This is a genomic window from Thermoflavimicrobium dichotomicum (assembly GCF_900114055.1).
GTDB lineage: Bacteria > Bacillota > Bacilli > Thermoactinomycetales > Thermoactinomycetaceae > Thermoflavimicrobium > Thermoflavimicrobium dichotomicum.
In genome coordinates, this window is sequence record NZ_FORR01000020.1 from 13,605 (window position 1) to 28,966 (window position 15,362).

Consider the following 15,362-nt stretch of genomic DNA (forward strand, 5'->3'; position numbering starts at 1 on the left):
GTTTTCCCATACGCAAACTCATGAGCCCTGCAAAGATGCTAGTGATTGAGAAAGGATTTTCTCATGCTTTTTTTCTCCAACAAGTTCGCAGACATAATGGACAAATTGTCACTGCCCGCCATCTTCCATTGCTCCTAAATGAAAGCGTGCAAGGTTTTTAATATAAAAGTATTATATAAAACAAGGAAAGCCTAACTTAATATTTAAATTAGACAAACCAAAACATGCCGGAGAACTGATTCAGAAACTTAGATAAAACATTTGAAAAGATTGATCTTCATGCCTTCCTTTCTAAGCATCTATACGTATAAGGAGGAACATCATGGTTATAAAAAAACGTGGGATTCTTCGCATTTGCAAAGAGGGGAATCCAGCAGAATTACAAGTTTTTCTGCAATCGAACCCCGAACTCGTGAAAACTTCGTTTGTCAACGGCAATACCCTGCTTCATTATGCAGGCAATCGTGAAATTGCAGCGTTGTTGATTGAATTGGGAGCAGACCTGGATTGCACAAATGACTTTGCAGAAACACCTCTTATTACAGCTGTTTGGGATGAACGAATCGACGTAGTAAAATTTCTGCTCGAACAAGGAGTCGATGTCAATCATCAAGACCGGGATGGCAACTCAGCGCTCCATGTCGCTGCGGCTCTGGGAAGTGAAAAAATGGCGAAACTGCTCTTATCTGCAGGAGCAGATGTCCATTTGCAAAATGAGGACGAAATAACCCCTTTAATTGACGCAGTTAAAAATAACCAAATTTCTGTAGTTCCATTGCTATTAGAACATGGTGCCAATCCCAATATCGCACCGTTTCATGATGAACCTCCATTGCACATTGCGACAAGAACGGACAATCGGGAAATGATCGAACTTCTGCTCAAACACGGCGCTGACCCCAATTTTCGCGATAGTAGTGGAGAAACCGCCTTGCATTACGCCGCAAGGTATGAAAACAAGGAGCTGATCTCGATCTTGCTCAAACATGGCACATCTCCTTTAATCAAAAGTAGATCTGGACGTTTGCCTCAACATGTTACAAAGTCAGAAGAAATTTTTCAGTTTCTGTTTGCCAAAGCATCTTCCCTTGCAAAAGAAGAACCGCCAACTCTTTCCTTCCATGAAGGAATCACGGAAAATTCTTACCATCCGCGAAAAGTAATTGGCTCCGTTTACCGACTTCACCCTTTTCGCCATGAACTGCTTGCCCCGCTTCCTGGAGGAGTTCTTGGCAAGATCGTCTATGATCCCGAACCAAAATTGAGTCAGTCGATCGCCTTGGGACAATATAAGTTTTATCATCTCGCCATTTCCCCAGACGGGTCCAAGATTGCGGTCGTGGCTCCGCAAATCTGGGGTGTGCAAATTCGCAACTATGAAGATTTCTCGCTGATGGAAGCTCTCAAACTGCCAAAGGAATCAAAACAGAAATTCTATTGCGTCGATTTCTCGCCTGATGGGGAATATTTGGCTGTAGGCCCGTATCTTTACTATTTTGCCAGCAAAACATGGCAACCTGCATGTACCAAATTCGATCAAATGATTCAACCATCCCTCTGCAAATGGTCACCCGATTCCAAACGCATCTTCTATGCATATTATCAATCGGACTATCACGGATTGGTTTCTTATCATCGGAAACATGCATCCTTCTTAGAACAGCAGATAAAAAATGACTATGGCGATTATAAATGCATTGTCGATCTTGCCTTTTCTGAAGATGGACAAGCAGCAGCCTTCTTCGAAGCAGCCGTTTACGGCACATTTGTCGGTCCAAAGCCGCTCGTGGGATTTGTAGGACTTTATCTTCCTGTGCAAAACAAAATCGCGTGGCGATTCAAGCTCGATAAAGAAATCACAGGCGGAGATCAAACGCTAAAAGAGCAAGGTTTCCCTGATGGCTACGCTGGAAAAGTACTGATCGTCGATGATACCGTGGTTGCGACACTTCCCCATGGTACCCTGTTGTTCTTTGATCGAAACACGGGAGAACTTTGGAAAAAATATACGCTCAACAGCAAAACAATCCTTGCACTAAGCAAGACAACCAATCCAAGGGAAATCCGCATCGCCACCGACCGTGAAATGGTAACAATGGAACTGCCATGTCAATAGGGGGAAAGAGACAAATGCGTTACCAAGACAATGATATTTTCTCTGTATGCACGTTTGGCAATGAAGTGGCATTACAGCGCATTTTAAAGGAACACCCAGATGCTGTGCACTGGCGAGATGTCAAAGGCAATACCCCGCTTCATTATGCGAAGAACGGTACGATTGTCCAAATATTGCTTCAAGCCGGTGCAGACCCGGAAGCAAAAAATCACATCGGTTCGCCGCCCATCGATACCGCTTGCCAGAAATTGCGCAAAAGTGCCATTAAAGTTCTGCTGGAAAAAGGAGTAACTTTACGAAAAAAATATTTCGATCATCCCAATGCATGGATGATTCGCAATTTAGTCAATGAACACTTGAAAAAAATGGAAAATCGGAAGTTGCACGAAGCACAAACATTGGAAGAAGTAAAAAAACATCTGGCCGACGGAGAGGTGATCGATGGTAGAGCAGACTGGGGAAAAACGCCTCTAATGGTACATACCTTGCACAACCGGCAAGAGATGATCCAATATCTGATCCAGCAAGGCGCTGATCTTAATGCACAGGACGAAGATGGAAACACTGCCTTGCACTATGCCATATCCAAAAGGGCAAAACAAATCGCGGAAATATTACTGAAAGCCGGTGCCAATCCCAACATACAAAATGAAAAAGGAGAAACTCCTCTGTACATTGCTGTCTCGGCAAATAACAAGGAACTTGTGGATCTTCTTCTTTTCTATGGTGCCGATCCAAAAATTCGATCCAAAAAAGGAAAACTGCCCATGCATGCTGGCAAAGAGCATTCCCCTCTCTTTAGTGAACTCAAAGAAAAACTGGAACAAATGCCAGATCCCTATCCTGCTGTTCCCAATGCCAAACCCTATCGCTTTGTCATCCATCCGACGAAGCCTCTATTGATCTCGGCAATGGAAGGCGGCGGGATCGTCAAATGGTCTTATGATCCGACTCATCCGCAAAAAGAGGAATTCTTATGGGAACTCCAACATGAACTCTTGGCCAAAGTGGATTTCGAATCCTTTTTAAAACGAGAGAAACAAATTCAGACTGATCAATTCGATCTGAAACTTCATTTTTCATGGGATGGAAATTCCATTCTCGTTCAAGCTCCTCATCTTGACTGTATTGAACGGCGAAGTCTCGAAACGTTGGAAGTGATTGATCAAATTCTGGGCTCCTATCACTGCACGATCACTCCCAATGGAAGATGGATGCTGGATGGGAATCAGATCATTGATCTAAAAACAAATCAAATTTATCCACTGACCTCAACATTTGGACGTACATATGTATCTCCCGATGGAAAGTATTTCTTCTCTACGGAATATGACCAAGGCGGTGCTGAGATTTTGATCACGTCCGCTCATTCCAACAAAACCGATTTGGTCGAGTATTATTTGGGACATTGCCCTACCCATGAATTTATCGATTGTACATCAAGGGGAGCATTTAGCCCAGATGGAAAATGGGTAGCCGTCTGGGGAACAGCGTTAAATTATCTCGAGGAACGTCCAGAAGGATGGCTGGGTGATATCATCGTCCTTTCCACACAAAAAAAGCGGATCAAATGGCGGGTACCTATTGCGGCAGAGATCACAGAAGATCCACGCAGCATGTTCGAACAAGGATATCCAGGTGCCGTTCTTTGTCCAGTCCTTTTTGCCGGGGATGAGGTGGTCGTCTATTGTCCAGATGGATTGCTCGTCTTCCTCGATGCAGAAACCGGCGAACTGACGAGAAAAATCTTCTTTGAGGAAAATGAGATTAAAAGAATGTTGATCGATCATACTGGGAAAAACCTGATTGTGCTCACCAGTATACGGGAATACAAAATTCCATTATAGTGAACATATAATACCACCCATCTGGTGAACAAACCAGATGGGTAAACTTTTCAACAACTTCATTCTAGAAGCCACTTATTTACATGTTTTGAACCACTTTGGTTGGTGAATGACCCTTATCACCTTTTTCAAACAACATAATCAGAGCAGGCAATAACATCTCCCGCACGAGAAAAACGTCCATTAATATCCCCAGTGATACGATAAATCCAAACACAAACAATTAGGTTGGGTCATTAAAACAGCAAATGTCGCAGCTAAAATTAACCCTGCCGATGATATGACGCCTTCTAAAAGCTGGCTCAAGCTATCATTCACCAAAGAAATAGCATAGGAACATGAGAAATCGAACTTATTGGTCGATGTAAAAATCTGCTGCCTTAATGGCATGGATCGCCGTAGTATCATAAACGGGTAAGGAGACATCCTTCTGCCCGACTAGCATGGTAATCTCCGTACAGCCGAGGATGATTGCTTCTGCTCCACGCTCAGCCAAATGCTCTATGATTTGTAGATACTTCTGCTTTGATTCTTCTCTGACAACCCCTAAGGTCAGCTCATTATAAATCACATCGTGGACGATCATTCTTTCATCCTTCGTCGGAACTATCACTTCTAAGCCGAATCGTTCCATGAGCCGTCCTTTGTAAAGTCCCACACGACGAAAATTGTCCTGTGTAATCTTCTCTCCGGTCGCATCGGCAATATGGATGAGAGGAATCTGGATTGAGCTTTGCACCTCTCCCGCCATCTTGTGCATCGTATTCGTACAAATTACGAGAAAATCTGCTCCTGCTTGTTCTACTCGCTTCGCTCCACGAATCATCTCTTCAGTCGCCTTTTCCCATTCATTCCGGTGTTGCAAGTCTTTGATCCGTTGAAAATCTACAGAATACAGAATGATTTCTGCAGAGTGATGCCCTCCTAAGCGCTCTTTAATCCGTTTGTTGATCAGCTGATAGTAAATTGCCGTTGACTCCCAACTCATACCTCCAAGTAGACCAATTGTTTTCACAGCAATTTGCACCTCTCATTAAGAGTATGATTTCAATCTAATAATAATTTTACGAAAATAAAAAGTAAATTCTCTTCCATTTCTCCTTTTCCGACCACAACCGTGTCAGCCAAAGAGGCCATCTCCCAGGTCTGCTCTTCACCGGTGAAAACTGAAAACAATTCCCTTCCTTCAATGAAACCATGCTTTACAGCTTGTAATACAATTACGTCAAAGATCTCCTGTTTTATATATTGCAGTTGACCACTCGTAAACACAGGAATCCTTCCTACCGAAGAAACATGGACCAATCTTAGACCGACAGTTGATCGGTGATAAGTCTCATATCCTTTTTGTTTTATCCGAAAATATCGTATCCCAACCTTGAGTCCTATTGATTAGAATAATAAATAATAGAAAATATCTTTTAACTAATAAGATAAGAGGAGTGACACAGGTAATGTCATTAAAAATATCAGACGATTTCTCTTATAAAAAACAGATCGAATGGTGGAAGGCCATCATTGATTCGATCAACGATGGTATTCTGGTGATTGACCACCAGGGAACCGTTCAGCTAATTAATCCGGAATATACAAAGATTACAGGTGTTACTCCCGAGATGATTGTTGGAAAATCACTCCGACAAATTCGACCTACCGCACAGTTACCTGATACGTTAGCAGATGGAAAAAGCAGAGTTGCAGTTTACCGGAAAGAAGGAAACATTGAATATATGGTAGATATGGCTCCTATCATTCTCAATGGTGAGATCATTGGTGCCGTATCTGTTTGCAAGAGTCTAACGGAAGTTCATAAACTTTCCCAAGAGCTGAAAAAGAAAAAGGAGAAATTAAAGCAATTGGAAAGAACCATGGATTCCCTATATCAGGCGAAATACACATTTGATCAGATCATTGGAAAAAATGGAGGTTTAAGAGAGGCCGTTCATATTGCAAAAAAAGCGGCTGAAACCAGCTTGCCGGTTCTCATTGTAGGGGAAAGCGGAACCGGAAAGGAGCTTTTTGCCCAAGCGATTCATAACAGAAGTGACCGGAGGGACAGGCCTTTTATTCCAGTAAATTGTGCGGCGATCCCATCAGCACTATTGGAGAGCGAACTTTTTGGATATGCAGAAGGTTCATTCACCCATGCAAAAAAGGGTGGAAAAATGGGACTGTTTGAACTGGCGAATCACGGAACCATTTTTCTGGATGAAATCGGGGATATGCCTTACGACCTTCAGGCAAAGCTGTTACGTGTTTTACAAGAACGAAAAGTTCGAAGAGTAGGGGATACGATCGAACGGGACATCGATGTGCGGGTGATCGCAGCAACGAACAAGGACTTGCAACAGCTTGTTTCAAAGAACCGTTTTCGCGAAGACCTGTTTTACAGGTTAAATGTCATCCATTTGCAAATTCCTCCGCTCCGTGAACGAAGAGAAGACATTCCTGATTTAATTTATTCTCTTTTTCGTTCATCCACCGTAAACTCTTCAAATAGTTCTAACGTTACTTATTCGATTGACGAAAAAACATTAGCAGTCCTGCAGTCTTATGATTGGCCCGGCAATGTTCGGGAATTAAAAAATGCTATCGAATATGCCATTTGTATGGCTGAGGAAACACATATCCACCTCCATCATTTTCCAGAGTGGATCACTAAATCAGAATTGACAGATTTGGCTCAAAAACAATCCATTCAAACTTTACGGGAAGCAACTGAAAAGGTGGAACGCAAACTTATTCTTGAGACACTGTATCAATTTGGGAACGATATGGAAGGAAAGAAAAAAGCGGCAGAAGCTTTAGGAATTTCTTTAGCCACCTTATATAACAAAATTAAAAAGTATAAGATCAACTCTTAGGTATCCGATTCATTTCTAAATAATTGGAATGATATTTCTAATTTTTTATAAAACAAGGTGTAAAGATAAACGAAACGTTTTTGTTGTAGAAATGGAAATGGGATTTTTTCGTTTCTAAAATCTTATAATTCGATAAAAAGAAAGCGCTATCTTGAGGCGTTTTCTTTTTTGGTATGAAATTTGCTGTAAATAAAGATAGAGAATTCAAACTGTTTGAATGGGAGGATTGAAATGTCGATCTTAGGCTTTTTAACGATTGGGGTTTTTCTCTATCTCATTATGACAAAGCGGCTTTCGGTCTTGGTTGCCTTAATCGTTGTACCGATCATCTTCGCCTTGATTGGAGGTTTTGGTGCAGAGATCGGCGGGATGATGCTAGAGGGTATCAAGAAGGTGGCGCCTACAGGAATCATGGTTGCTTTTGCTGTTTTGTATTTTGGCCTTATGATTGATACTGGTTTATTTGATCCCATCATTTCCCGGATTATTCGAATGGTCAAAGGAGATCCGCTAAAGATCGTTGTCGGTACAGCTATTCTTACATTGCTTGTGGCTTTAGATGGTGACGGATCCACGACGTTTATGATTACCATCTCAGCCATGCTCCCTCTTTACAAAAGGCTTAAAATGAATTCACTTATACTGTCAGGAGTCGTCGCACTGGGAGCAGGTGTGATGAACATCATTCCGTGGGGTGGTCCTACCGCAAGAGCGATGAGTTCATTGCATGTAGATTCAGCCCGTTTATTCAATCCCATTATCCCGGCTATGATCGCTGGTATACTCTGGGTGATATTTGTTGCCTATCTGCTAGGAAAAAAAGAACGTAAGCGATTGGGTATTGTACCGTTAAACGATAATCATCAGGGTGAACTTACCGAAGAACAGGCATTAGCCAGACGTCCGCGATTGTTCTGGTTTAACCTTGTCCTGACCATTGCCCTCATCGTGTCACTGATCATGGCCTGGTTGCCCCTTCCTGTCTTGTTCATGGTGGCATTGGCCGTTGCCTTACTGATCAACTATCCCAACCTTGAGGAACAGCAAGAACGACTTTTATCTCATGCTAAAAATGTTGTCTTCGTATCCACCATGATTTTTGCAGCAGGAATTTTTACCGGAATTCTAACAGGTACAAAAATGGTTGATGCCATGGCAACGACTTTGGTGTCGTTAATTCCCGATTCACTGGGAACACATTTGCCAGTGATTGTGGCGATTACCAGCATGCCACTCAGCCTGGTATTTACCCCTGATGCGTATTATTTCGGTGTTCTTCCCATCATCAGTAAAACGGCTGTTTCGTTTGGAATTGAGCCTGTTCAAATTGGCCGTGCAGCAATACTAGGGCAGATGACAACCGGATTTCCGCTAAGCCCCTTAACTGCTTCCACGTTTATATTAGTGGGATTATCAGGAGTAGAACTAGGGGCCCATCAGCGATTTATTTTCAAATGGGCATTTGGAACGACGATAGTGATGACCATCGTTGCATTGATAACAGGAGCCATTTCTCTATAGAGGTGAGAGGATGTTACGAATTGGATCAGGAGCAGGATTCTCAGGCGATCGGCTTGAGCCTGCAGTCATTCTGGCGGAAAGAGGTAAACTGGATTATCTCGTATTGGAATGTCTGGCAGAACGAACCATAGCATCGGCTCAAAAACGAAAACGGCAAAACCCTTCTCATGGTTATGATGCTTTATTAGACAAGAGAATGGAACTTCTTTTACCAGTGATTAAAAAAAATCGCGTCCGCCTTATTACCAATATGGGTGCAGCAAACCCTATTGCTGCTGCTGAGCGGATTGTACAAATTGCCCAACGTCAAGGTATTTCGATAAAGGTAGCGGCTGTAACAGGGGACGATGTACTGGAGCACATCAACCTGGAGGAACACTCGCTTGAGATGGACAAACCATTATCCAGTTATGGAGAAATCATCTCAGCCAATGCTTACCTTGGTGCGGACGCCCTGTTGCCTGCATTGGAGTCTGGAGCGGAAATTATTGTCACCGGAAGGGTTGCTGACCCTTCCATGTTTCTTGCTCCAATGGTTTATCACTATGGGTGGTCTCTGGATGATATTGATCGAATGGCACAAGGAACAGTGATTGGACACCTTTTGGAATGTGCAGGACAAATTACGGGAGGGTATTTTGCTGACCCTGGAAAAAAAGAGGTACCCCACATGGCTCAGCTAGGGTTCCCGTTTGCGGATGTTGACTCAGATGGAAAAGCCGTTATCAGCAAGCTGGAAGGAACTGGTGGACTGATTAATTTGGCGACGGCCAAGGAACAGCTTCTATACGAAGTGACAGATCCCACTGGTTACATTACTCCCGATGTTGTTGTTGATTTCAGGTCCGTTCGGCTACGGGAAGTAGGTCATAACAAGGTGGAGGTATCCAACAGTAGCGGCAGGAAAAAGCCCTCAACGTTGAAGGTAAGTATTGGCTATCATGCGGGGTTTGTAGGAGAAGGTGAAATTTCCTATGCAGGTCCAAATGCTCTAAAAAGGGCGAAATTGGCAGGAGAAATTATTTACGAGCGTTTAAAAGATCATTTTACGGAGCTTCGCATTGATTATATCGGAAGCTCTTCAGTTCACCGAACATCTTTTCATCACTATTCCGAACCTTATGAAATACGCCTGCGGGTAGCGGGCAAAGCCTCTACCAAAGAACAGGCGGAACAAATTGGACTTGAGGTTGAGGCACTCTATACAAACGGTCCAGCGGGTGGAGGGGGAGCACGGAAATATGTAAATGAAGTCATTGGAATCATATCCAGTTTGATTCCCCGCGAAAAAGTGAAACCTCATGTAACCATTCGGGAGTGTCGGGTATGAAAAAAAAATTATATGAGCTTGCCCACTGCCGGGCCGGTGACAAGGGAAACACTCTGATTTTGTCGCTGATTCCGTATAAAGAGCAGGATTATGATGTCTTATGTGAAAACGTAACACCAGAGGCTGTAAAAAATCACTTGAAAGAGATCATTAAAGGAGATGTAATCCGTTACGAACTACCCAATATCTCTGCCCTTCAATTTGTATGTTACAATGCATTGTTGGGCGGGGTTACCACATCGTTAAACATAGACACTCATGGTAAAAGCTTAAGTTATGCTTTATTGGAATTGGAAATCGAGATTTGACCACTACCCACACCTAAAGACCCATGCATTCCCCATATCTTTTTGAAAGCTTTGGGGGCCTTTTTTCCTACACACCCCTGTGGTGATTGGGAAAAAGGCCCCCTTCTCTATTTACAACATTTAAAAATACTCATAGGTTATCAAACGGCTTACAGGGATTCTTGGGCAAAAGAAACCACGACTTCTTGCCCGTTTTTATTGAGCGGGAGTGAAACGGAAAAAGGAAAACCGGCATATAACAGAAACATTGTTACAAGCAGCTGTAATTCCTTTCTATCTCAAAAACTCTTTTTCCACACAAAAAAGACCACTGTGTTCTCCATACAGTAGCCTGTTTCTAATTACATCTGATTTCATTGAAAGACCATGGAACAAATGAGCCAAGAGAAGAGAAAACCGGCCAAATCTGCCCACAATCCCACTTTCAGGGCATATAGTGAGCGCTTGATCCCGACTGCGCCAAAATAAACCGTAATTACATACAAGGTTGTATCCGTACTGGCCTGAATCGTGGAAGCCAACTTCCCGATAAATGAATCAGGTCCATAAGTACGCAAAATGCTCTCGACAAATGCCAGGGACCCCGTTCCTGATATCGGGCGCAATAACCCTACCGGCAATACTTCTTCAGGAATATGGAGCCACTCAGTTACAGGCTTTAACAATTGAAGTCCAAACTGCAAGGCTCCTGAATCGCGAAAAATCGAAACAGCCACCATCATCCCTACCAGATGAGGGATAATTTGTACAGCTGTGGGAAATCCTTCTTTTGCCCCTTCCACAAAGCTTTCATAAATGGAAACCCGGCGTATCAGGGCATACAGGGGGATGAAAACCAGTAAAACGGGTAACATCCACTTGGATATGGCCGAAATCACTTCATACATGTTTTACTGCTACTAAAAACATAGAAAAATATCCCTATGTCTAGAAAATTCCTGTTTCAACGTGTCCGATTTCGTACTTCTATGGAAGATACTACTATTGTTTGTTATAACACTCCACAGGCGTAAATTCCCGGCTAGCCACCGGTACATATACATGATTTCGTTATGTAATCATCATGTATGGGTTTTAGACTTGGTTTTCGTCTGAGGATATTCATTTCCATGCTTTGTAGCAGTTTCCTCCTCTCAAATTAAAATAATTAAGGGGGTTTTTCCATATTTATCTACGTTTTTTCTATCTGTTCCACTCGCGCCGTTGGTAGTATCGATCCAACAGGATGGCACAAGTGGTAGCACAAAAGGTCGCAATTAAAGTAGGACCGATAATGTCAGTCGGGTCCACTGAGCCATGTTTCATCCGGATCCCAATGATTGTCGTGGGGATTAAAGTTAATCCCGAGGTATTTAAAGCCAGGAGTGTACACATAGCCGGTGTCGCCGTTTTCGGATCAGGATTCAGCTTCTGCAACTCCTCCATTGCCTTGAGTCCCATCGGTGTGGCCGCATTTCCCAAGCCAAAAAAATTGGCACTCATATTGGACAAGATATATCCCATCGCCGGATGATCCGGAGGGACACTGGGAAAAAGGAGCTTGGCCACCGGTCGTAACAAATGCGCCAACTTTTCCAGCAAGCCGGCATCTTTGGCAATGCGCATCATGCCTAACCAAAAAACCAGAATACTGATCAAACCGATACAAACGGCTACTGCTTCTTTTGCTCCTTTCAGGGCCGCTAATGTCACCAAATCGATGCGTCCCTGGAGTGCCGCCGCAATGAAACCTGCAACAATCATGAACAACCAAATATAATTAATCACAGCTCTTCCCCCTGCTCTAGCCAAGAAAAAATGATTTCCTTCCATTTTGAAAAGAATGTAGATCGCGCTGGAGATTTGGTCACCAAAGGGATCGCTCCAATCAACTGATTATCCAGATAGATTCGGGCACTTCCCACAGGCATATTCTCCTCTTGGATCATTTTTAAGGGATAACTGATCAAAGGCTCGATTTTTACTCGCTTCTCCTTTTTTTCTTCTGCAGTCAGGGGATAACGAAATTCTTCACCTGCCACCAGATCAAATTCTTTTTCTCCCCTTTTATGATCGGGCTTTTGCCAGATCAATTGTTCCCTTTTCACAATGGAAACCAGATCATAATGCTCATAGCCATATTCAAAGAGTTTGATCGAATCGTACCAATCATTCGGATCATTCAGCGTCACAGCCACCAACTGGTGACCATCTTTGGTAGCAGAAGTAACAAGGGTACGTCCTGCCTGTTTCGTAAACCCTGTCTTCACTCCGTCAGCCCATGGGTACATGCGTAATAACTTGTTTTTATTGAAAAACGTTTGCCTCCCTGTCTCCCAGGGACTTGACAAGGTAATCGACTTCGTTTTTACGATCTCCTGAAAAACAGGATTTTTCAGCGCATAGGCTGTCAATTTTGCCAGATCATATGCAGTGGAATAATGATCCGGGTGATCCAAGCCATGCGGATTCATAAAATGTGTATGCTGTAAACCCAAGTAAGTGGCTTTTTCATTCATCAAATAAACAAACCCTTCGACCGAGCCACCAATATGTTCGGCAATCGCTACTGCCGCATCATTTCCGGACCTGAGCATCAAACCATAAAGCAAATCGCGAAGACGAACCTTTTCACCTTGTTTTAAATAGACGGAAGATCCTTCGATCCCTACGGCACGTGGACTAATGGTTACCAACTCATCCAATTTTCCTTTTTCAATCGCCAGTATCGCTGTCATAATCTTCGTCAAACTGGCCACTTTCATTGGTTTTTGCGCTTCTTTGCCAAAAAGTACCCGCTCGGATGCGACATCCATCAATACGGCTGACTGAGCACTCACAAAAGGTTTCTCTTCGGTATAGGCATATACCGTGGTTGTATGTACAGGAATACCCACTATCCAGATCACAAAAGCCAATAAGGCTGAAACCATCTTTTTCATTTTCGTCACCTTACCCTCAAATATGGGTTTGTACCAAAAATATATGCATGTTGGATGAGGTTATGAAAAAGAAAAAACGACATTTGCATCGAAATGCAATGTCGTCAGGTTGTGAACGAAGTATTCGTTTAACTGCCGATTTCATTCCTCTATGGTGATAGCAATCGATTGAATTTAGAAGTCATTTCAAAAGCCCCTGAAGTTACAAATCGATGCAATACCTGCTCCGTTTTTCCGACTCGTTCCGACAGCGCCCTCCAAGGAAGTATTTCAGGGCCGCTCCGAGCCGAAAGCTTAAGAAGCGGGCAAAATACGCTGCTGCTTTTTTTATACGCAGTTTCGTACGGATTTAAGTTATGAATTAGCTTGTAGACTTGCCATGAACTTCTAATGGCAACCCGGTTCTCTTTCCGGCTTTTCTTCCTTTTTCTTCTGTCCGCCACCAACCTTATCCAACAAATTCGCAGCCGAATCAATCAAGCGATTATACAGGTGTGTGGTTCCCTCCAGGCTCAATAAACGAATATCTTTTTCTCCAACGACAATAAAAGCAACGGGTGTAATAGAAACACCCCCACCACTTCCACCGCCAAATGGATACGATTTTTGACCTTTGGATTGACCAGAGCCATTTCTCTCCGAATCACCCTGTCCCCTAACAGTGTCTGGGTTCTTGTTTTGACTTCCTCCGCTAAATTCGCTTCCTCCTGCTGCAAAGCCAAATCCCAGTTTCGATACAGGAATAATAACTTGACCACCCGGTGCCTCCACGGGTTCACCGATAATGGTATTGACATCCACCATATCTCTCAAATTTTCCATTGCTGTTTGCATCAAGCCTTGGATTGGATGCTCTGCCACTTCAAGTTCCTCCTTTTGTTCCGATCCCAATATAAACGTTTGATGGCAAGGATAGCATGCCCCAAGCGGAAGCGAATTATACTGTGAAAGGTCATCCCCACAGCCTCGCGATAAAACAACGGTTCAACATGTAATTCAGGCGCTTTTTGCCAGCGTATGTACGGACTGATCCAGCCGATCAGCATACTCTTCAGCGTCCAGACTATTCCTGTCAAAAAGCCTGCCTCCGCCGCATCTCCTGTGCCAACAGAAGTTATCCAAACCCATTTTTCACAGGTCACTTTGCTAAAGAACCACCGTAAAATTTCTTTCAACCCATCGATCTGATCCAACAGTTCACGAACCATTTCTTTTCCTCGTTGAATGGTCTTTTTCCCAATGATTTCTTTCTTGGGGGATGTGTCGTTCGTTTCTTCGGCCAATGAAACCTTTAAACCTCGATCGATTCCTGCCCAATCCAATTGCGGCAAGGTAAAACGCAAGCGAACCAAACCGAATAGCGCTCGAATCTTTACTTCGCCCCGATCATTCTCATTTTCCCACTTAAATAGCAGTTCGATACGAACAGATGTAAATGGAAGAATAATAAGAAGCGCAACCAGGATCATTCCAACCCATAAAAAAAACTTCACCCCAACCACCTGCCATTATTAGGTAGTTTAGGCAAGTGATTGGGGCTTTTATACAAATGCTACTTTAATGCTGCTTGCAAAAAAGCAGGTAGGGCAAAACATTGTTTCAAAATATCCTGACTCACATACTTGGTATCTTTGTCAAACTGATCGGACATGACCTGTTCATATTTTTTGGAACCCAATGTAAAGCTCCACATGCCACCTGGATAAGTAGGCACAACAGCTGTATACACTTTGCTAATCGGGAACAGTTCTTGAATGTATCCGTAGGTTTGTTTCAGGATGTGCATATGGAAGATCGGCGATTGGCTTTGGCATACCATCAATCCATCCTCTTTGAGAGCCGCATGAATATCTACATAAAAACTGCGCTCAAACAGTTGCGTAGCAGGTCCGATGGGATCCGAAGAATCAACAATGACCACATCGTAATGATCTTTGTATTTCTTTACATGCTTGATGCCATCATCAAAGATAAAGTTGACCCGTGGATCTGACAAATTGCCGGAAACTTCAGTGAGATGCTCTTTACAGGCCTTCACCACCAGCTCGTCAATTTCGACCATGTCGATTTCTTCCACTTGTTCATATTTCGTCACTTCACGTGCTGCACCGCAATCTCCACCGCCAATAATGAGTACACGCTTTGGGTTGGGATGGATTGAAAGCGGAACGTGAGTGATCATTTCATTATAAATATGTCCATCCAATGATGTCGTTTGCACAATTCCATCCAATACGAGCATCCGTCCAAAGACTGGAGAATCTACGACCATTACATGCTGAAATGGTGAACGTTCCTGATACACCACTTCATTGATGCGATAATTGATTTTTAAATTTTCTGCTTCATCTTCTACAAGCCAGGTGTTTCCATCCACTGTCTGGAGATATTTCAGATTTTCGGTCATGTCAAACCCTCCTTTATGTATGAAATATATAAACCAAAGACTAATTGT

Annotated in this window: 14 protein-coding genes and 1 pseudogene; 6 read left to right on the top strand and 9 right to left on the bottom strand. The window is 43.1% G+C overall.

The features are described 5' to 3' along the window. Positions 1–322 precede the first annotated feature (322 nt). A complete protein-coding gene (locus BMZ78_RS15350; protein ID WP_093231296.1) occupies positions 323–2,116 on the top strand; it encodes an ankyrin repeat domain-containing protein in 1,794 nt (597 codons plus the stop codon). A gap of 14 nt (positions 2,117–2,130) precedes the next feature. Beyond that, the gene (locus BMZ78_RS15355; RefSeq protein ID WP_175482519.1) at positions 2,131–3,963 is read left to right on the top strand and encodes an ankyrin repeat domain-containing protein; all 1,833 of its coding nucleotides are present in this window, start codon (positions 2,131–2,133) and stop codon (positions 3,961–3,963) included. A gap of 79 nt (positions 3,964–4,042) precedes the next feature. On the opposite strand, the pseudogene BMZ78_RS19205 reads toward BMZ78_RS15355, so the two are convergent. From BMZ78_RS19205 to BMZ78_RS15370, 3 genes and pseudogenes are all read right to left on the bottom strand, one after another. Beyond that, positions 4,043–4,251 (bottom strand): annotated as a pseudogene (locus BMZ78_RS19205) (MMPL family transporter); the annotation flags it as partial. A gap of 64 nt (positions 4,252–4,315) precedes the next feature. Further along, on the bottom strand, positions 4,316–4,978 hold the full coding sequence (locus tag BMZ78_RS15365; protein WP_093231298.1) for an aspartate/glutamate racemase family protein: 663 nt from the start codon (positions 4,976–4,978) through the stop codon (positions 4,316–4,318). A gap of 32 nt (positions 4,979–5,010) precedes the next feature. Beyond that, positions 5,011–5,235, bottom strand: a complete 225-nt coding sequence (locus tag BMZ78_RS15370; RefSeq protein WP_093231299.1) for a hypothetical protein — start codon at positions 5,233–5,235, stop codon at positions 5,011–5,013. Between the two features lie 182 nt (positions 5,236–5,417). Between BMZ78_RS15370 and BMZ78_RS15375 the strand changes: the two genes are divergently transcribed. The 4 genes from BMZ78_RS15375 (at position 5,418) to BMZ78_RS15390 (ending at position 9,986) form a co-directional block, all read left to right on the top strand. Continuing rightward, the gene (locus BMZ78_RS15375; RefSeq protein WP_093231300.1) at positions 5,418–6,827 is read left to right on the top strand and encodes a sigma-54 interaction domain-containing protein; all 1,410 of its coding nucleotides are present in this window, start codon (positions 5,418–5,420) and stop codon (positions 6,825–6,827) included. A gap of 231 nt (positions 6,828–7,058) precedes the next feature. Further along, positions 7,059–8,348, top strand: a complete 1,290-nt coding sequence (locus tag BMZ78_RS15380; RefSeq protein WP_093231301.1) for a CitMHS family transporter — start codon at positions 7,059–7,061, stop codon at positions 8,346–8,348. 10 nt (positions 8,349–8,358) lie between these two features. Then, complete coding sequence (locus BMZ78_RS15385) at positions 8,359–9,678, top strand: acyclic terpene utilization AtuA family protein (protein ID WP_093231302.1); 1,320 nt, start codon at positions 8,359–8,361, stop codon at positions 9,676–9,678. Beyond that, entirely contained in the window at positions 9,675–9,986 is a 312-nt protein-coding gene (locus BMZ78_RS15390; protein ID WP_175482520.1) for an AtuA-related protein, read from the top strand. Before BMZ78_RS15385 ends, BMZ78_RS15390 begins: the two co-directional genes overlap by 4 nt. 353 nt (positions 9,987–10,339) lie before the next feature. Here the strand turns inward: BMZ78_RS15390 and BMZ78_RS15395 are convergent, their stop codons facing one another. From BMZ78_RS15395 to speE, 6 genes are all read right to left on the bottom strand, one after another. Then, a complete protein-coding gene (locus BMZ78_RS15395; protein ID WP_093231304.1) occupies positions 10,340–10,873 on the bottom strand; it encodes a spore maturation protein in 534 nt (177 codons plus the stop codon). A 295-nt stretch (positions 10,874–11,168) separates the two neighbouring features. Continuing rightward, the gene (locus BMZ78_RS15400; protein ID WP_093231305.1) at positions 11,169–11,753 is read right to left on the bottom strand and encodes a nucleoside recognition domain-containing protein; all 585 of its coding nucleotides are present in this window, start codon (positions 11,751–11,753) and stop codon (positions 11,169–11,171) included. Next, positions 11,750–12,907: a D-alanyl-D-alanine carboxypeptidase family protein gene (locus BMZ78_RS15405; protein ID WP_139203344.1), complete on the bottom strand. Its 1,158-nt coding sequence runs from the start codon at positions 12,905–12,907 to the stop codon at positions 11,750–11,752. Before BMZ78_RS15405 ends, BMZ78_RS15400 begins: the two co-directional genes overlap by 4 nt. Positions 12,908–13,294: 387 nt before the next feature. Next, entirely contained in the window at positions 13,295–13,768 is a 474-nt protein-coding gene (ytfJ, locus tag BMZ78_RS15410) for a GerW family sporulation protein (RefSeq protein WP_093231306.1), read from the bottom strand. Further along, entirely contained in the window at positions 13,741–14,400 is a 660-nt protein-coding gene (locus tag BMZ78_RS15415) for a DUF2953 domain-containing protein (RefSeq protein ID WP_093231307.1), read from the bottom strand. Before BMZ78_RS15415 ends, ytfJ begins: the two co-directional genes overlap by 28 nt. A gap of 59 nt (positions 14,401–14,459) precedes the next feature. After that, positions 14,460–15,314 (bottom strand): polyamine aminopropyltransferase, encoded by an 855-nt coding sequence (speE, locus tag BMZ78_RS15420; RefSeq protein WP_175482521.1) that lies wholly within the window; start codon positions 15,312–15,314, stop codon positions 14,460–14,462. Positions 15,315–15,362: the final 48 nt, after the last annotated feature.